The organism is Bacillus cereus group sp. MG1, from assembly GCF_040460035.1.
In the GTDB taxonomy this organism is placed as follows: Bacteria; Bacillota; Bacilli; order Bacillales; family Bacillaceae_G; genus Bacillus_A; species Bacillus_A cereus.
Genome location: NZ_JARVGY010000001.1, coordinates 4,060,589 through 4,078,467 on the forward strand (window position 1 = coordinate 4,060,589; position 17,879 = coordinate 4,078,467).

Consider the following 17,879-nt stretch of genomic DNA (forward strand, 5'->3'; position numbering starts at 1 on the left):
TGCAACGTGCTGATTGGAAAACGCTTAAATGACCGTTATAAGCTGCTGAAAATGATTGGTGGTGGCGGAATGGCCAATGTATATTTAGCTCATGATGATATACTTGGCCGAGATGTAGCGGTAAAAATATTAAGACTCGACTACTCAAATAACGAAGAGTTTATTAAACGTTTCCATCGAGAAGCGCAGTCTGTTACAACGTTGTCGCATCCAAATATTGTGAATATGTATGATGTCGGAGAAGAAGATGGTATATACTATCTTGTCATGGAATATGTACCAGGGCAAACATTGAAGCAATACATAATTGAGCGAGGGATGTTACCTATAGGAGAAGCTCTTGATATTATGGAGCAGTTAACATCCGCTATGGCACATGCCCATCATTTTGAAATTGTGCATCGTGATATAAAGCCGCACAATATTTTAATTCGAGCTGATGGAATAATAAAAGTAACAGATTTTGGAATTGCGACAGCTACAAGTGCAACAACAATTACACATACAAATTCAGTGCTCGGTTCAGTCCATTATTTATCACCAGAACAGGCACGTGGCGGGATAGCAAATAAACAATCAGATATCTATTCTCTTGGAATAGTTATGTTTGAATTGTTAACAGGAAGACAACCGTTTTCTGGCGAATCTGCTGTTGCTATAGCTTTAAAACATTTACAAAGTGAAATCCCATCACCAAAAAGATGGAATGAAAATATTCCGCAAAGTGTTGAAAATATTATATTAAAGGCAACTGCAAAAGATCCGTTTCACCGATATCAATCTGCCAATGCGATGAAGCGAGATATTGAAACTGCGCTATATCCAGAGAGGATAAATGAGCAACCATTTTACATACCGGAAGATATGGAAGCGACGAAAGCGATTCCGATTATTCAACAAGAACAATTATTTGAAAATGTAAGTGATGAAACGATTGTTTTAAAAGGGAGTAAGGTGGAAGAACCGATAAGAGCAGAAGCAGCTGAGTTAGATAAGAAGAAAAAACGGAGTAACAAGTGGCTTAAAGTTTTAATTTCAACATTTTTATTTTTAGCAATAGGAATAACATTAGCACTTACGGTTATTCCAGGATTATTTATTCCGAAAGATGTGAAAGTTCCTGATGTGGCTGGTATGAAATACACGACAGCTGTAAATACATTAGTAGAAAAGGGCTTTGAGGTGACGGAGCCTAATATTGTATATACAGATGATGTTGAAGTTGGGGATGTAATAAAAACGGACCCTGTAGCAGGAAGAGTCGTAAAAGAAAACGCTAAAATTACTATCTATCAATCAGGTGGAAAAAAGAAAAGTAAGATGGCAAATTTCACAGGTCAAAACTTTGAGAGTGTAAAAGCTGAGTTAGAAGAAAAATATAAACAAGTTACGGTAAATTATATTGAAAATGATAAGCCGAAAGGTGAAATTGTAGAACAAATTCCGACGCCTGATCAGATGGTTATAGAAGCGGAGCAAGAACTGAAAATCTGGGTAAGTAAAGGGCCTTATCAAATTAGACCAGGTGACTTTTCGGGGTGGACTGAAAATAGTGTAACTGGTTATTTGAATGAGAGAAAACTAACGTCAGATATAAAACGAGAGTATTCAGATACAGTCGAAAAAGGACTTGTAATTTCGCAATTTCCAAAACCAGGTACACCATTAAAAGAGGGAGATAAAGTAACTATTATTATCTCTGATGGTCAAAAGCCTAAAGTGACTAAAACGGTAAAAGTGGACAATATCTCTATCCCATATGAGCCTGCTGTAACAGGTGAAAAAAAGCCGCAAACAATAGAAATTTATAAAGAAGACATGCAGCAAAAAATGGATAGACCGGTTGAAACGAGAACAATTACTGAATCAGCGACTATTTCTTTAGAATTTGTAATTCAAGAAGGTTCAAAGGGACACTATAAAATTGTACGGGATGGAGTAACGATTATTGATAAAGAAGTACCATATCCAACTCAATAATAGTGAAAGTCTACTTATTATTATTGCCTGTTATGCTGTCTACAAAGTGGACGGTATAGCAGGCAAAAATATATGATTCAAAAAGCTAGTAAAGTGATGCAGCTGTAAATATTTTTTTGCATTTAATGGGAAATTCAATGTATATTAGCGAAAGTATATATGGTAGGTTTTGAAATCGTTATTTGGAAAATTTAAATCCATTCATTTTTAAATTCAGCATCACCTTATACAAAAAAGGAGAATTCTATGCCAGAAGGAAAAATTATAAAAGCTTTAAGTGGGTTTTATTACGTGCAGCATGAAGAAGGGGTTACGCAATGTCGTGGGCGAGGTGTATTTAGAAAAAATAAAATTACACCACTTGTAGGAGACCAAGTTGTTTTTCAGGCAGATAATCCAACTGAAGGTTATGTGCTTGAAGTGTTTGATCGAAAAAATGAACTTGTTAGACCTCCTATTGCTAATGTCGATCAAGCGATCCTTGTGTTCTCTGCAGTAGAACCAGATTTTAATCCTGGACTGTTAGATCGATTTTTAGTGCTGATTGAATATCATAACATTAAGCCAATTATTTGTATTAGCAAGATGGATTTAGTAGATGAAAAGATGAAAGCAACTGTTGAAGCTTATGCGAATGATTATCGTGAGATGGGTTATGATGTTTTATTTACTTCTATTAATACTTCAGAAAGTATTGATATATTAAAACCATACTTAGAAAATTGTGTTTCTGTCGTTGCGGGCCAATCTGGTGTTGGGAAATCTTCAATGCTTAATGTGCTACGTCCAGAATTAGAGCTGAAAACAAATGATATTTCTTCCCATTTAGGACGCGGGAAGCATACGACAAGACACGTAGAATTAATTGCAATTGGGAGTGGACTAGTAGCAGATACACCGGGTTTTAGTTCACTAGATTTCATTGATATAGAAGTAGAAGATCTTACATATTGTTTTCCAGAGTTGAAAGAAGCGAGCCAATACTGTAAATTTAGAGGGTGTACACATCTTTCTGAACCGAAATGTGCGGTGAAAGCTGCGGTTGAAGAAGGGAAGATTACAGAATATCGCTATAAGAACTATAAACAATTCGTAGAAGAAATTAGAGAGAGAAAGCCGAGGTATTAGTTATGATTAAAATTGCACCATCGATTTTATCAGCAGATTTTTCAAAATTAGGGGAAGAGATTAAAGATGTAGAAAAGGGCGGAGCGGATTACATTCACGTTGACGTAATGGATGGACATTTCGTACCAAATATTACGATTGGACCGTTAATTGTAGAAGCAATCCGTCCGATTACATCATTACCATTAGATGTACATTTAATGATTGAAAATCCTGATAACTATATCCCGACTTTCGCACAAGCGGGAGCGGATATTATTACTGTTCACGTAGAGGCGTGTCCGCATCTACATCGTACAATTCAGTTAATTAAATCTCATGGTATTAAAGCGGGCGTTGTATTAAATCCACATACGCCAGTTTCAGTGATTGAGCATGTATTAGAAGATATAGATATGGTATTACTTATGACAGTAAACCCTGGATTTGGTGGACAGAAGTTTATCCATTCTGTATTACCGAAAATTAAACAAGTTGCAGACATGGTGAAAGAGCGCAATCTAGAAGTGGAAATTGAAGTTGATGGTGGTGTAAATGCTGAAACAGCAAGACTTTGTGTGGAAGCAGGAGCAAATGTACTTGTAGCTGGGTCAGCAGTATACAATCAAAAAGACCGCGGTGAAGCAATTCGCGTAATTCGTGGGTAGTGATGAACTTTTATCCTAGTAAGGCATTTATAGGATAGGATAAAAATATGTAAAAAGGCAATCTACCGAATGGCAGATTGCCTTTTTACAATGGAAGGAGAAGAAAAAATGATTATTCATATTTTGGCAGGAGGACCTTCGGAATATTGCGCAGATTTTGCTCGATACGAGAATGAGGAAGTAGTGTGGGCAGCGGTTGATAGGGGAGTATACCGTCTATTAAAGAAAGGGATTACCCCGGCTGTTGCGTTTGGAGATTACGATTCAGTTACTGAAGAAGAATTAGTATGGATGGGACAGCAAACGAACGAATTACATATTGTTCCGCGGGAAAAAGATCAAACGGATTTAGAAATTGCAATCAACTGGGCATTAGAACAGAAGCCGGCACTAATTCGTATTTTTGGTGCTACTGGTGGAAGGCTTGATCACGGTTTGGCAAATATACAGATGCTTTTAAAAGGGTTAGAAGTAGAGATAGAAATGTGTATTGTGGACAATAAAAATGAAATAACAGTTAAAAAAATGGGTACACATATAATTGAAGAAAATAAAAATTTTCCTTATGTATCTTTTGTACCAGTTACTGAAATAGTGGAAGGGATTACATTGTTTGGTTTTAAGTACCCTCTTACTAATAAAACAATAGAGTGGGGATCAACACTTTGTATTAGTAACGAACTCGTTGAGGAAAAAGGTACTTTTTCATTTACTTCTGGCATATTAATGTTGATAAGAAGCACTGATTGAAGAAACAATTTTGCTCCTTACATCATATAGTGACCAAGTGGAGTAATGGGGATTAGGAGGGAAACCATGAGATTTTATACAATTAAGTTACCTAAATTTCTTGGTGGAATAGTTCGTGCAATGTTAAATACCTTCAAAAAAGATTAAAAAAAGCACCTATCACCGGTGCTTTTTCCATTGTTATAGTAAAAAAAGAGCCTATCGGCTCTTTTTTTTATTATTAAACACGTTCGATTTTGCCAGATTTTAATGCTCTAGCAGAAACGTAAACACGTTGAACTTTTCCGTCGATGCGTACGCGAACTTTTTGAAGGTTAGCGCCCCACTTACGTTTTGTAGCGTTCATTGCGTGAGAACGAGAGTTACCAGAACGAGCTTTTCTTCCAGTAATAGCACAAACACGAGCCATTTATATTTCCCTCCCTTGATACCTTACCATACGTAATTTTTCAATGTTAGTCTTTTATGCGATGCTAAAAACACTACTATAATTTAACACAACTAAAAAGAGAATGCAACACCGTAGAAAAAAGAAATCAAGAAAATTTACTTGACACTATATGTCAATGAAGAAAAGTTGAAATCCATAAAAATTGCTTGACATATTATAGTGGTACATGTTGTATAATAACAATGGACTATTTTGCTCATCATAAAAAAGTGTAATTTAAAACATAAAATATGAGAGTGAAAAGAAAGAACGATGGAATTTTCTTTAAAAAGATTATATGATAGTAACTAAAGTAGTCTAGCTCACTTTCACCATTTATGAAGGGGGAAACGAGATGTCAATTGAAATTAAAACGAAGTACGGTCAAATTGATATTAGTACAGATGTAATTGCAACAATTGCTGGAGGTGCCGCGGTAGATTGCTACGGTATCGTAGGTATGGCATCAAAAAATCAGTTAAAAGATGGATTAACAGACATTTTACGAAAAGAAAACTTCACTAGAGGTGTTATTGTTCGTAAAGATGAAGATGAAGTACATATTGATATGTATATTATTGTGAGCTATGGTACGAAAATTTCAGAAGTGGCACATAATGTGCAGACGAAAGTGAAATATACATTAGATCAAACTGTAGGACTAGCAGTAGATTCTGTAAACATCTACGTACAAGGAGTTAAAGTAATAAACTTGTAATGTGCATTAAGGAGGAAAATCTGTGTCAATTCAAAAAATTGATGGAAAACGTTTATCACAAATGATCATGCAAGGAGCGAATAATTTAACAAACAATGTTCAGCTTGTTGATGCATTAAACGTATTTCCAGTTCCAGATGGCGATACCGGTACAAACATGAACTTATCTATGACTTCAGGTGCGCGTGAAGTGAAAGCAAACCCTTCACAGCATGCTGGTAAAGTCGGCGTAAGTTTAGCCAAAGGATTATTAATGGGAGCTCGTGGTAACTCTGGAGTTATTTTATCTCAGTTGTTCCGTGGTTTCTCTAAATCCATTGAACAAAAAGAAGAATTAACAACAGTTGATTTTGCTGCAGCACTAGAAGCTGGAGTAGAGGCGGCTTATAAAGCGGTTATGAAACCGATTGAAGGAACGATTTTAACGGTTGCAAGAGAAACGGGTAAATATGCAGTAACAGTTGCGAAAAAACAGCGCGACTTTGTTTTGTTTATGGAAGACGTTGTGAAAGAAGCAAACGCATCGTTAAATCGTACGCCAGATTTATTACCTGTATTAAAACAAGTTGGCGTTGTAGATAGCGGTGGTAAAGGTCTTGTAGTGGTATACGAAGGATTTTTAGCTGACTTAAAAGGAGAAACGATTTCTTCTGATGCACCGACGCAACCATCTATGAATGAAATGGTACGCGCAGAACATCACCGTAGTGTACAAAGCCAATTGAGTACAGAAGATATTAAGTATGGATATTGTACGGAGTTCATGGTGAAATTAGAGGCTGAAAAGGTGAAAGAGCATAATTTCTCTGAACAAAAATTCCGTGAAGATATTAGTGTATATGGTGATTCTCTACTAGTTGTGTCTGATGATGAAATTGTAAAAGTTCATATCCATGCAGAACATCCTGGAGACGCTATGAACTACGGGCAAAAATACGGTAGTTTAATTAAGATTAAAGTAGAAAATATGCGTGAACAGCATACTGCTTTATTAGATGAACCTACTATGGTTCCTGAACAACCAGCTCAATCGAAAGAAAAACAACCATATGGTATCGTAACTGTAGCTATGGGGTCTGGTATTAAAACTTTATTTGAGAGCATCGGCGCAACGAAAGTTATCGAAGGTGGTCAAACGATGAATCCAAGTACGGAGGATATCGTGAAGGCAATTGAAGAAGCAAATGCTGAAAAAATCATTATTTTACCGAATAACGGAAATATTGTAATGGCAGCAGAACAAGCGGCATCAGTTGTAGATCAAGAAGTTATTGTTGTTCGTTCGAAAACAGTTCCTCAAGGTATGGCAGCAATGTTAGCATTTAACCCAGTTGGAACGTTAGAAGAGAATGAAGAAAACATGCAAGAAGCTTTATCTCATGTGAAAACAGGTCAAATTACGTATGCTGTACGTGATACGGAAATTGATGGTGTAGCAATTCAAAAAGATGATTTCATGTGTATTGCAGATGGGAAAATTGTATCTACAAATGCTGAAAAAGTAGGAGCTGCGAAGCAATTACTAGAAGCGCTTATTGATGAAGATTCTGAAATCGTAACGATTCTACAAGGTGAAGATGCAACTGACGAAGAAGTAGCGGAGTTAGTTGAATTTGTAGAAGAGAAATTTGAAGATGCAGAAGTAGAAGTGCATGCTGGAAACCAACCAGTGTATTCTTTCATCTTCTCTGTAGAATAAGATAAGATTCGTTTTGAAAATAAATGGATTACTTACTTGCTAATGGATAAGAAGTAGTAATATGAAGGTTATTACTAGTTTTTATTCAAAAGGCTAGCATATTGAAGAGAGAAAAGAGCCTTGCTGCTAATAGTGAGGCTCTTTTTTACTTGTTTTATATAAGGGATTTGAGTAGTTTCTCTTAGAATGCCTATGATAGAATATATAAGGTGAAAGAGAGCGATTACAGATGCTAATTGGTACTCAAATAAAATGCAATAAAGAAAATAATGTGACGGGGTGTGAGAATCTTGAATGATGTTGTACAAGTTCCTGTTACGGATGTAAAGGGGATAGGAGGAGAAACATCTGAGTTACTACATGAGATGGGTATTTATACAGTTTCTCATCTATTAGAACATTTTCCGTACCGTTATGAAGATTATGCGATGAAAGATCTTGCTGAAGTAAAGCATGATGAACGTGTAACGGTTGAAGGGAAGATTCATAGTGCTCCTTTGCTGCAATATTATGGTAAGAAGAAATCGCGTTTAACAGTTCGTGTTCTCGTCGGTCGTTATTTAATTACGGCGGTATGTTTTAATAGGCCTTACTATAAGCAAAAATTAAAGTTAGATGAAACGGTAACGATTACTGGTAAATGGGATCAACATCGTCAAACAATTGCTGTATCAGAACTTCATTTTGGGCCGGTTGTACGTCAACAAGAAGTGGAACCTGTTTATTCAGTAAAGGGGAAACTTACAGTAAAACAGATGCGTCGTTTTATTGCTCAAGCGTTAAAGGAATATGGAGATTCTATAGTCGAAGTGTTACCGGATGGTTTGTTAGGGCGATATAAATTATTACCAAGATATGAAGCGCTTAGGGCATTGCATTTTCCGGTAGGACAGGAAGATTTGAAGCAAGCGCGTCGCCGTTTTGTATATGAAGAATTTTTCTTATTTCAGCTGAAAATGCAAACGCTCCGGAAAATGGAGAGGGAAAATTCAAAAGGGACGAAGAAAGAGATTCCGTCAGTAGAATTACAAGAATTTATCGATGCACTGCCGTTTCCATTAACGGGTGCGCAGCACCGAGTTGTAGATGAAATTTTGAAAGATATGACATCTCCTTATCGGATGAACCGACTATTGCAAGGTGACGTTGGTTCTGGGAAAACAGTTGTTGCTGCGATTGGCCTTTATGCATCGAAATTAGCTCATTATCAAGGTGCTTTAATGGTTCCTACAGAAATTTTAGCTGAGCAACATTATCAGTCGCTTGCTGAAACGTTTTCGCATTTTGGTATGAAGGTGGAACTGTTAACAAGTTCTGTTAAAGGTGCGAGACGTCGAGAAATTTTAGCGAAGTTAGAACAAGGAGAAATAGATATTCTTGTTGGAACGCATGCCTTAATTCAAGATGAAGTTATATTTCATAGGTTGGGTCTCGTTATTACAGATGAACAGCATCGATTTGGTGTAGCGCAGCGCCGAGTTTTACGGGAGAAAGGTGAAAGTCCAGATGTATTATTTATGACAGCGACACCAATTCCGCGTACGCTTGCAATTACTGCATTTGGAGAGATGGATGTTTCGATAATCGATGAGATGCCAGCAGGTAGAAAGGTGATTGAAACATATTGGGCAAAACATGATATGTTAGATCGCGTTCTCGGTTTTGTTGAAAAGGAGATAAAAAAAGGAAGACAGGCATACGTTATTTGTCCTCTAATTGAAGAATCTGAGAAACTTGATGTGCAAAATGCTATCGACTTACATAGTATGCTGACGCATCATTACCAAGGGAAATGCCAAGTTGGATTGATGCATGGGAGATTATCGTCTCAGGAAAAAGAAGAGATAATGGGACAGTTTAGTGAAAATAAAGTGCAAATTCTTGTATCGACAACAGTTGTTGAAGTAGGTGTGAACGTACCGAATGCGACTGTAATGGTTATTTATGATGCAGAACGTTTCGGTTTATCGCAGCTTCATCAGCTTAGAGGGCGTGTCGGCCGTGGTAGTGAGCAATCATATTGTTTATTAATAGCAGACCCTAAATCAGAAACAGGGAAAGAAAGAATGCGCATAATGACTGAAACAAATGATGGATTTGTATTGTCAGAAAAAGATTTAGAATTACGAGGTCCTGGAGATTTCTTTGGGAGTAAGCAAAGTGGCTTACCAGAATTTAAGGTTGCTGACATGGTACATGATTATCGAGCGTTAGAAACAGCAAGGCAAGATGCGGCGATACTAGTAGATTCAGAAGCGTTTTGGCACAATGATCAGTACGCTGCCTTGCGTACGTATCTTGATGGGACAGGGGTGTTCCAAGGAGAGAAGCTCGATTAAAGGGAGTCAACAAAAGTTTTTGTTGCATTCTACTTTTAATGATTATATACTACTGTTAGTACCTGGTCATAAAAATGGATGGTGCGGTATGAAAAAAAGAAGAAGTAAAAAAGAAAGACAAGAGTTATTACAACAAACAATCGAATCAAATCCTTTTATTACGGATGAAGATTTAGCGGAAAAATTTCAAGTGAGTATACAAACAGTACGACTTGATCGTATGGAATTGTCTATTCCTGAATTAAGAGAGAGAATTAAACATGTAGCTACAAAGCAACATGAAGAAGATGTGAAATCTTTACCGTTAGAAGAGGTTGTTGGAGAAATTATTGATATTGAATTAGATAGACATGCAATCTCTATCTTTGAAGTAAAGGTAGAACATGTATTTAAAAGAAATCAAATTGCCCGTGGGCATCATCTGTTTGCGCAAGCAAACTCACTAGCTGTTGCAGTTATTGATGAAGAATTAGCTTTAACTGCAAAGTCTACCATTCGATACATTCGCCCTGTAAAATTAGGAGAGCGTGTTGTTGCAAAAGCGCGCGTTGAAGATGTAGAGAATGATAAGGGACGGACGGTTGTCAAAGTGCGTAGCTTCGTTGGAGAAGAACTTGTTTTTACAGGCACTTTTGAAATGTATCGATCTAGTAATTATAGTGAGGAAGGTAACAACTTATGAAAATCGCAATAGATGCAATGGGCGGAGATCACGCTCCAAAGGCTGTAGTATTAGGGGCAATGAAAGCTATTAAGGAATATTCTGATTTACATATTACGTTAGTAGGGAAAGAAGAGGAAATTCGTCAATACTTAACGAGTGATGAACGAATTACTATTCTTCATACAGACGAAAAAATAGAATCAACGGAGGAACCAGTAAGAGCGGTTCGTCGAAAAAAACAAGCTTCAATGGTGCTTGCGGCACAACAAGTAAAGGATGGAGAAGCAGACGCTTGTATATCCGCAGGTAGTACAGGAGCTTTAATGGCAGCTGGATTATTTGTTGTCGGTCGTATGGAAGGAATTGAGCGACCAGCTTTATCGCCTACAATGCCAACTGTAGATGGAAAAGGTTTTGTTATGTTAGATGTTGGAGCAAATGTTGATGCAAAACCAATTCATTTATATCAATATGCAGTAATGGGATCTGTTTATGCTGAGAAGGTAAGAGGAATTGAAAATCCTCGCGTTGGACTATTAAACGTTGGAACAGAGGATGGAAAAGGAAACGAGCTTTCAAAGCAAGTATTTGCAATGCTTAAAGATGCGCCAATTAATTTCGTTGGGAACATTGAATCAAGAGATTTATTGCAAGGTGTAGCAGATGTTGTTGTATGTGATGGTTTTACAGGGAATGTAGCGTTGAAATCATTAGAGGGAACAGCACTTGCGCTATTCTCTATGTTGAAAGAACAATTAATGAGTTCATTTACGAGTAAATTAGCAGCGGCGGTATTAAAGCCAAAACTTATGGTATTAAAAGATAAAATGGATTATTCGGAGTATGGAGGAGCTGCATTATTTGGATTGAAAGCACCTGTCATTAAGGCTCACGGTTCTTCTAATGACCAGTCGATATTTAGTGCGATTCGTCAAACGAGAGAAATGGTAGCGAAAGAAGTAATTCCTACGATTTCAAGCGTAATGGAGAAAGAGTCACTCCAATAAGAGGAGGATTTGAAATGGGAAAAATAGCATTTCTTTTTCCGGGCCAAGGTTCACAGGCAGTTGGAATGGGTAAACAATTAGCAGAGAATAATAAAGAGGTTGCAAAAGTGTTTGCAAAAGCAGATGAGGTGTTGCAAGATTCACTTTCAGAAGTGATTTTTGAAGGACCGCAGGAAAAGCTTACATTAACAACAAATGCGCAGCCTGCATTATTAACAACGAGTTTTGCTATTTTGACAGCTTTGAAAGAGTATGACATTACACCTGACTTTGTCGCTGGTCATAGTTTAGGTGAATATAGCGCTCTTGTAGCAGCTGGTGCATTAACTTTTGAAGATGCGGTATATGCTGTAAGGAAACGCGGGGAATATATGGAAGAAGCTGTTCCGGGCAGGGAAGGTGCAATGGCAGCTATATTAGGTGCTGACCCACATATGCTGAAACAAGTTACAGAAGAAGTAACAAGTGAAGGATATGCAGTGCAAATCGCTAATATGAATAGTACGAAGCAAATTGTAATTTCTGGAACGAAGCAAGGCGTAGAGGTTGCTTCTCAAAGAGCGAAAGAAAATGGTGCAAAGAGAGCAATTCCACTAAAAGTAAGTGGGCCATTCCATTCTTCACTTATGAAGCCGGCAGCTGAGAAGTTTCAAAGTGTTTTGAATGAAATTACAATTCATGATACGAACATTCCTGTTATTGCAAATGTTACGGCGGATGTTATTACACGTGGTGCCGACATTCAAGAAAAGTTAATCGAACAGCTTTATTCGCCTGTATTATGGTACCCGTCTATTGAATGTATGGTGAAGCAGGGAGTAGATACATTTATTGAAATTGGGCCTGGAAAAGTACTTGCTGGACTTATGAAGTCAATTGATTCATCAGCGAAAGCATATGCGATATATGATGAAGAGACATTAAAAGATACCATTTCAAATTTGAGAGGAGAAAACTGATGTTAAAAGGGAAGGTAGCATTAGTAACTGGCGCTTCACGTGGAATTGGTCGCGCGATTGCGATCGATTTAGCGAAACAAGGGGCAAATGTAGTAGTAAATTATGCAGGTAATGAACAAAAAGCAAATGAAGTAGTAGATGAAATTAAGAAATTAGGTTCTGATGCAATTGCGGTAAAAGCAGATGTTGCAAATGCTGATGATGTTACAAATATGGTGAAACAAACAGTAGATACATTTGGACAAGTTGATATTCTTGTAAATAATGCTGGTGTAACAAAAGATAATTTATTAATGCGTATGAAAGAAGAAGAATGGGATACAGTTATTAATACAAACTTAAAAGGTGTATTCTTATGTACAAAAGCAGTATCTCGTTATATGATGCGTCAACGTCACGGTAGAATTATAAATATCGCTTCTGTTGTGGGTGTTATAGGAAACCCAGGGCAAGCTAATTATGTTGCTGCTAAAGCGGGTGTTATTGGATTAACAAAAACATCTGCAAAAGAGTTAGCAAGTCGAAATATTACTGTGAATGCAATTGCGCCGGGCTTTATTGCGACTGATATGACGGATGTACTAGATGAGAATATTAAAGCTGAAATGTTAAAAGTTATTCCAGCTGCTCAATTTGGTGAAGCGAAAGATATCGCGAATGCTGTAACGTTTTTTGCTTCTGATCAAAGCAAATATGTTACAGGTCAAACGTTAAATGTTGATGGCGGTATGGTAATGTAATAAAAGAATCGATTTCACCTAGTTTTTTTGGTCAATATTTAATATAATATTTGAGGGGAGGTGAATGGAATGGCAGATGTTTTAGAGCGCGTAACAAAAATCATCGTTGATCGTTTAGGAGTAGAAGAGACTGAGGTAGTACCAGCTGCAAGCTTCAAGGAAGATTTAGGAGCAGACTCCCTAGATGTAGTAGAACTTGTAATGCAATTAGAAGATGAATTCGAAATGGAAATTTCTGATGAAGATGCTGAAAAGATTGCTACTGTTGGCGATGCTGTGACTTACATAGAGAGTCATCTATAATGCTTAAGTGAAGTCCCGTTTTTTAGCGGGGCTTTCTGGCTTATATCTGGAGGGACCTATGCCGTACCGAAAATATAGAGAAAAAAAATACGAAACAAAATATCGTGAAGCATTTAAAGTGTTTCAAGAAAAGATAGGTATTACGTTTACAGATGAAAAATTATTGATTCAAGCATTTACGCATTCATCGTATGTGAATGAGCATCGAAAAAAACCGCATGAAGATAATGAGCGTCTTGAATTTCTTGGAGATGCAGTATTGGAACTGACTGTATCACAGTATCTGTTTCAAAAATATCCGACAATGAGCGAAGGAGAGTTAACAAAACTACGTGCAGCTATTGTATGTGAGCCATCTCTTGTTCGTTTTGCGAACGAATTGTCATTTGGCAGCCTTGTTTTATTAGGAAAAGGTGAAGAAATGACAGGTGGACGTGAACGACCAGCTTTATTAGCGGATGTCTTTGAAGCGTTTATTGGTGCCCTTTATCTTGATCAAGGGCTAGAAACAGTTTGGGAATTCTTAAAAGAAATTGTATATCCGAAAATTAATGAGGGTGCTTTTTCTCATGTGATGGATTATAAGAGTCAGTTGCAAGAATTGATTCAGCGTGATGGCAGTGGCAATGTTGAGTATCAAATTTTGCAAGAAAAAGGACCAGCTCACAATCGAGAATTTGTGTCACGTGTTACGTTAAATAACGTAGCTTTAGGTCTTGGTAGTGGTAAGTCGAAAAAAGAAGCAGAGCAACAAGCTGCTGCAGAAGCATTGAAAAAATTAAAAGAACAACTATAAGGAATCCCCCTTTGAATGAGGGGGATTCCTTATGCATAGAATGAAACTTTCTTTTTGTTTATAAAGAAAAAGAAGGTAAATCCGTATAATACTTGTTTTTATATAGAGAACATTTATAACGGCGGAGAATAGGAGGAAGGCCTTTCGTGTTTTTAAAAAGATTAGAAATAGCAGGGTTTAAGTCTTTTGCTGAGCGTGTATCTGTTGATTTTGTCCCAGGTGTAACTTCTGTAGTAGGACCTAATGGAAGCGGGAAAAGTAATATTACTGATGCAATTCGCTGGGTACTTGGTGAACAATCTGCAAAATCATTACGTGGTGCAAAGATGGAGGATATTATTTTTGCAGGCAGTGATACGAGGAGAGCGGTTAATGTTGCTGAAGTAACAATAACTTTAAATAATGAAGATCAACGTTTACCAATTGAATACAATGAGGTGTGTGTAACACGTCGTGTATCTCGTTCAGGTGATAGTGATTTTTATATTAATAAACAATCATGTAGATTGAAAGATATTATCGATTTATTTATGGACTCTGGTATGGGAAGAGAAGCTTTTTCAATTATTAGCCAGGGGAAAGTGGAAGAGATTTTAAGTAGTAAGTCAGAAGAGCGTCGAGGTGTATTTGAAGAAGCGGCAGGCGTACTAAAATACAAACTTCGCAAAAAGAAAGCTGAAGGGAAACTAGCAGAAACACAAGAAAACTTAAATCGTGTACAAGATATAATTCATGAATTAAGTAGTCAAGTAGAACCTTTAGAAAGACAAGCTTCTATTGCGAAAGATTATCTTGAGAATAAAGAAGAATTAGAGAAAGTAGAAGCTGCGCTTATTGTTCATGAAATTGAAGAATTGCATGAGAAATGGGAAGCGCTTCGAAATCAGTTTGGGCATAATAAAAACGAAGAAGCTAAAATGTCAACGAATTTACAAAAAAGTGAAGAAGAGCTTGAGGAATTACGAGGACAATTACAAGCGGTAGACGAGTCTGTAGACTCGTTGCAAGAAGTACTTCTTCTTTCTAGTAAAGAGCTAGAAAAACTAGAAGGGCAGCGTGAGTTGTTAAAAGAAAGAAAGCAAAATGCTACGACGCATTGTGCGCAACTTGAGCAGTTAATTGTTGAATTAACTGAGAAAGCTAAAAGTTACGATGGTGAGATTGAGTCAAGTACAGAATCTTTAATGCAATTTGTGAATGAAGTAAAAGAGTTGGAGCAAAAATTGCATGATAATGAGCAACTGCTTGCTACTTTTGCTGACAATTTAGAGGAACAGATTGAGAATTTAAAAGGTGACTATATTGAGCTTTTAAATCAACAAGCTAGTCATCGTAATGAATTATCTATGATTGAAGAACAATCGAAACAGCAAACGTCTAAAAACGAGCGTCTAGATGAAGAGAATGCGAAATATGTAGAAATGCGTATGGAAATTACAGCGAAAAAGACGAAACTTGTAGAAAGTTACGAACAAGCGAAAGAAAAAGTAGCTGGCATTCTCTCAAATATACAGAAGACAGAGGCGGCGCTTGGGAAATGTAAGACGCAGTATAGTGAAAATGAAACAAAACTGTATCAAGCATATCAATTTGTGCAACAGGCACGTTCTCGAAAAGAAATGCTTGAAGAGATGCAAGAAGATTATTCTGGATTCTATCAAGGTGTACGTGAAGTATTGAAAGCTAGAGAAAATAGGTTGCAAGGTATCGAGGGTGCTGTTGCGGAACTGTTAACGGTACCGAAAGAATACGAAGTTGCAATGGAAATCGCTCTAGGTGCAGCGATGCAGCATATTGTTGTACAAACAGAGGAACATGCTCGTAATGCGATTGCATTTCTAAAGCAAAATAAACATGGACGTGCAACGTTTTTACCGCAAGCTGTTATTAAAAGCAGATCGTTATCATTTGAGCAATTACGCATTGCAAATCAACACCCATCGTTTGTAGGTGTGGCGGCAGAACTTGTGCAGTACAACAATAAATATGAAAATGTAGTTTCAAATTTATTAGGTACTGTTATTGTTGCGAAAGATTTACGTGGAGCAAATGAGTTGGCGAAACAACTGCAATACCGTTATCGCATTGTAACAATCGAAGGCGACGTAGTGAATCCTGGCGGTTCTATGACTGGTGGGGCGGTAAAGCAAGCGAAATCTTCTTTATTAGGACGCCAACGTGAACTGGAAGAGTGGACTCGCAAGTTAACTGATATGGAAGAAAAAACAACGAAGTTAGAAAACTTTGTTAAAGCAGTAAAACAAGAGATTCAAGAAAAAGAAGTGAAAATACGCGAACTAAGGCAAACTGTAGAAGCAGATCGTGTAGATGAGCAGAAATTAAGAGAAGAGATTAATCGTTTAGAATTAGAAGAACATCGTATTAATGATCGGTTGTCTATTTATGATTTAGAGATTGAAGGGTTTTTACAAGATCGAGTAAAAATGCAAGGGCGTAAAGAGGAGTTAGAAGGGGTTTTAACGAATCTTCAAGCTGAAATCACTAAGTTAGATAGTAAAATTGTAGCTTTAACAAAACAAAAAAGTGAGCAACATTCTTCGAAAGAAAAAGTTCAAAAAGAAATGACTGAGTTAAAAGTGCTGGCAGCTGAAAAGCAACAACGCTTATCTAATCAAAAAGAAAAAGTTGAACGATTGACGAAGGAAAAAGAAGAAACGGATGCGACACTTGTAAAAACGAAAGAGGATTTAGCGTTCTTAAAACAAGAAATGACATCTAATTCAAGTGGTGAAGAGCAAATTACGAATATGATTGAGAAGAAAGCATATGATCGTAATCAAACTTCAGAATTAATTCGCTCTCGTCGTGAACAACGTGTATCGTTGCAAGAGAGAGTAGAACATTTAGAGCGCAATTTGAAAGAAACGACAGGTAAACATAAATATGTTCTTGAAATGTTGAAAGATCAAGAAGTGAGAATAAATCGACTGGATGTAGAGTTGGAAAATAGATTACAACATTTACGTGAAACATATACGATTTCATTTGAAGCGGCAAAACTAAAATATACAATGACAATGCCTGCAGAAGATGCGCGTAAGAAAGTAAAATTAATCAAATTATCCATAGAAGAGTTAGGTACAGTGAACCTAGGGGCAATTGATGAATATGAACGTGTAGCGGAGCGTCATACATTCTTACTAGAGCAGAGAGACGACTTAGAAGAAGCGAAAGCGACATTGCACCAGCTTATTACCGAAATGGATGAAGAAATGAAAAAACGCTTTTCTACTACGTTTGAAGGCATTAGAATGGAGTTTCAATCGGTATTCTCTGAATTATTTGGAGGCGGTAGAGCGGATTTAGTAATGACTAATCCAGAGGATTTACTAAATACGGGTATTGATATTGTAGCACAACCGCCAGGGAAGAAACTGCAGAACTTAGGTTTACTTTCAGGTGGAGAGCGTGCTTTAACAGCAATTGCGCTTTTATTTGGTATTTTAAAAGTACGCCCAGTACCGTTCTGTGTACTAGATGAGGTAGAGGCAGCCCTTGATGAGGCGAATGTAGCTCGTTTTGCACAGTATTTAAAGAAATTCAGTGATGAGACGCAGTTTATTGTAATTACACATAGAAAAGGTACAATGGAAGAGTCTGATGTGTTGTACGGTGTAACAATGCAAGAATCGGGGGTATCTAAACTTGTTTCGGTTCGTTTAGACGCCGGAGAAGAACTTATTGCAAGTGAATAGGAA

At 37.1% G+C, this 17,879-nt stretch carries 16 protein-coding genes; 15 read left to right on the top strand and 1 reads right to left on the bottom strand.

Features of this window, described 5'->3' with window-relative positions; genetic code table 11:
* Nucleotides 1-6 precede the first annotated feature (6 nt).
* From pknB to spoVM, 5 genes are all read left to right on the top strand, one after another.
* Nucleotides 7-1,980: a Stk1 family PASTA domain-containing Ser/Thr kinase gene (gene pknB / locus QCI79_RS21490; protein WP_000904748.1), complete on the top strand. Its 1,974-nt coding sequence runs from the start codon at nt 7-9 to the stop codon at nt 1,978-1,980.
* Between the two features lie 246 nt (nt 1,981-2,226).
* Nucleotides 2,227-3,108, top strand: a complete 882-nt coding sequence (gene rsgA / locus QCI79_RS21495) for a ribosome small subunit-dependent GTPase A (RefSeq protein ID WP_001113932.1) — start codon at nt 2,227-2,229, stop codon at nt 3,106-3,108.
* A gap of 2 nt (nt 3,109-3,110) precedes the next feature.
* Nucleotides 3,111-3,755, top strand: a complete 645-nt coding sequence (gene rpe / locus QCI79_RS21500) for a ribulose-phosphate 3-epimerase (protein WP_000589974.1) — start codon at nt 3,111-3,113, stop codon at nt 3,753-3,755.
* A gap of 69 nt (nt 3,756-3,824) precedes the next feature.
* Nucleotides 3,825-4,505: a thiamine diphosphokinase gene (locus QCI79_RS21505; RefSeq protein ID WP_000752663.1), complete on the top strand. Its 681-nt coding sequence runs from the start codon at nt 3,825-3,827 to the stop codon at nt 4,503-4,505.
* 66 nt (nt 4,506-4,571) lie between these two features.
* On the top strand, nt 4,572-4,652 hold the full coding sequence (spoVM, locus tag QCI79_RS21510) for a stage V sporulation protein SpoVM (protein WP_001213599.1): 81 nt from the start codon (nt 4,572-4,574) through the stop codon (nt 4,650-4,652).
* A 73-nt stretch (nt 4,653-4,725) separates the two neighbouring features.
* On the opposite strand, the gene rpmB is transcribed toward spoVM, so the two are convergent.
* Nucleotides 4,726-4,914 (bottom strand): 50S ribosomal protein L28, encoded by a 189-nt coding sequence (gene rpmB / locus QCI79_RS21515; RefSeq protein WP_000124776.1) that lies wholly within the window; start codon nt 4,912-4,914, stop codon nt 4,726-4,728.
* A gap of 376 nt (nt 4,915-5,290) precedes the next feature.
* On the opposite strand from rpmB, the gene QCI79_RS21520 reads away from it, so the two are divergent.
* The 10 genes from QCI79_RS21520 to smc all read left to right on the top strand — a co-directional run bounded on the left by QCI79_RS21520 (nt 5,291) and on the right by smc (nt 17,876).
* On the top strand, nt 5,291-5,653 hold the full coding sequence (locus QCI79_RS21520; protein WP_000021109.1) for an Asp23/Gls24 family envelope stress response protein: 363 nt from the start codon (nt 5,291-5,293) through the stop codon (nt 5,651-5,653).
* Between the two features lie 22 nt (nt 5,654-5,675).
* A complete protein-coding gene (locus QCI79_RS21525) occupies nt 5,676-7,352 on the top strand; it encodes a DAK2 domain-containing protein (RefSeq protein ID WP_000027129.1) in 1,677 nt (558 codons plus the stop codon).
* A gap of 290 nt (nt 7,353-7,642) precedes the next feature.
* Nucleotides 7,643-9,691 carry an ATP-dependent DNA helicase RecG gene (gene recG / locus QCI79_RS21530; protein WP_001000811.1) on the top strand — a complete coding sequence of 683 codons (2,049 nt, stop codon included), beginning with the start codon at nt 7,643-7,645 and terminating at the stop codon, nt 9,689-9,691.
* Between the two features lie 88 nt (nt 9,692-9,779).
* The gene (gene fapR, locus QCI79_RS21535) at nt 9,780-10,373 is read left to right on the top strand and encodes a transcription factor FapR (protein WP_000747349.1); all 594 of its coding nucleotides are present in this window, start codon (nt 9,780-9,782) and stop codon (nt 10,371-10,373) included.
* Complete coding sequence (plsX, locus tag QCI79_RS21540; RefSeq protein WP_000684098.1) at nt 10,370-11,362, top strand: phosphate acyltransferase PlsX; 993 nt, start codon at nt 10,370-10,372, stop codon at nt 11,360-11,362. Before fapR ends, plsX begins: the two co-directional genes overlap by 4 nt.
* Nucleotides 11,363-11,376: 14 nt before the next feature.
* Nucleotides 11,377-12,321 carry an ACP S-malonyltransferase gene (gene fabD / locus QCI79_RS21545; RefSeq protein WP_000515905.1) on the top strand — a complete coding sequence of 315 codons (945 nt, stop codon included), beginning with the start codon at nt 11,377-11,379 and terminating at the stop codon, nt 12,319-12,321.
* A complete protein-coding gene (gene fabG / locus QCI79_RS21550) occupies nt 12,321-13,061 on the top strand; it encodes a 3-oxoacyl-[acyl-carrier-protein] reductase (RefSeq protein ID WP_000911768.1) in 741 nt (246 codons plus the stop codon). Before fabD ends, fabG begins: the two co-directional genes overlap by 1 nt.
* 69 nt (nt 13,062-13,130) lie before the next feature.
* Nucleotides 13,131-13,364, top strand: a complete 234-nt coding sequence (gene acpP / locus QCI79_RS21555; protein WP_000786062.1) for an acyl carrier protein — start codon at nt 13,131-13,133, stop codon at nt 13,362-13,364.
* Between the two features lie 58 nt (nt 13,365-13,422).
* Entirely contained in the window at nt 13,423-14,160 is a 738-nt protein-coding gene (gene rncS / locus QCI79_RS21560) for a ribonuclease III (RefSeq protein WP_001146875.1), read from the top strand.
* A 146-nt stretch (nt 14,161-14,306) separates the two neighbouring features.
* Nucleotides 14,307-17,876 carry a chromosome segregation protein SMC gene (gene smc, locus QCI79_RS21565; protein WP_000478977.1) on the top strand — a complete coding sequence of 1,190 codons (3,570 nt, stop codon included), beginning with the start codon at nt 14,307-14,309 and terminating at the stop codon, nt 17,874-17,876.
* Nucleotides 17,877-17,879 lie beyond the last annotated feature (3 nt).

Bases quoted from the DNA above. Each gene is read 5' to 3' on its own strand.
- rsgA (WP_001113932.1), top strand. From the start codon at position 2,227: ATGCCAGAAGGAAAAATTATAAAAGCTTTAAGTGGGTTTTATTACGTG.
- rpe (WP_000589974.1), top strand. From the start codon at position 3,111: ATGATTAAAATTGCACCATCGATTTTATCAGCAGATTTTTCAAAATTA.
- QCI79_RS21505 (WP_000752663.1), top strand. From the start codon at position 3,825: ATGGCAGATTGCCTTTTTACAATGGAAGGAGAAGAAAAAATGATTATT.
- spoVM (WP_001213599.1), top strand. From the start codon at position 4,572: ATGAGATTTTATACAATTAAGTTACCTAAATTTCTTGGTGGAATAGTT.
- rpmB (WP_000124776.1), bottom strand. From the start codon at position 4,914: ATGGCTCGTGTTTGTGCTATTACTGGAAGAAAAGCTCGTTCTGGTAAC.
- QCI79_RS21520 (WP_000021109.1), top strand. From the start codon at position 5,291: ATGTCAATTGAAATTAAAACGAAGTACGGTCAAATTGATATTAGTACA.
- fapR (WP_000747349.1), top strand. From the start codon at position 9,780: ATGAAAAAAAGAAGAAGTAAAAAAGAAAGACAAGAGTTATTACAACAA.
- plsX (WP_000684098.1), top strand. From the start codon at position 10,370: ATGAAAATCGCAATAGATGCAATGGGCGGAGATCACGCTCCAAAGGCT.
- fabD (WP_000515905.1), top strand. From the start codon at position 11,377: ATGGGAAAAATAGCATTTCTTTTTCCGGGCCAAGGTTCACAGGCAGTT.
- fabG (WP_000911768.1), top strand. From the start codon at position 12,321: ATGTTAAAAGGGAAGGTAGCATTAGTAACTGGCGCTTCACGTGGAATT.
- acpP (WP_000786062.1), top strand. From the start codon at position 13,131: ATGGCAGATGTTTTAGAGCGCGTAACAAAAATCATCGTTGATCGTTTA.
- rncS (WP_001146875.1), top strand. From the start codon at position 13,423: ATGCCGTACCGAAAATATAGAGAAAAAAAATACGAAACAAAATATCGT.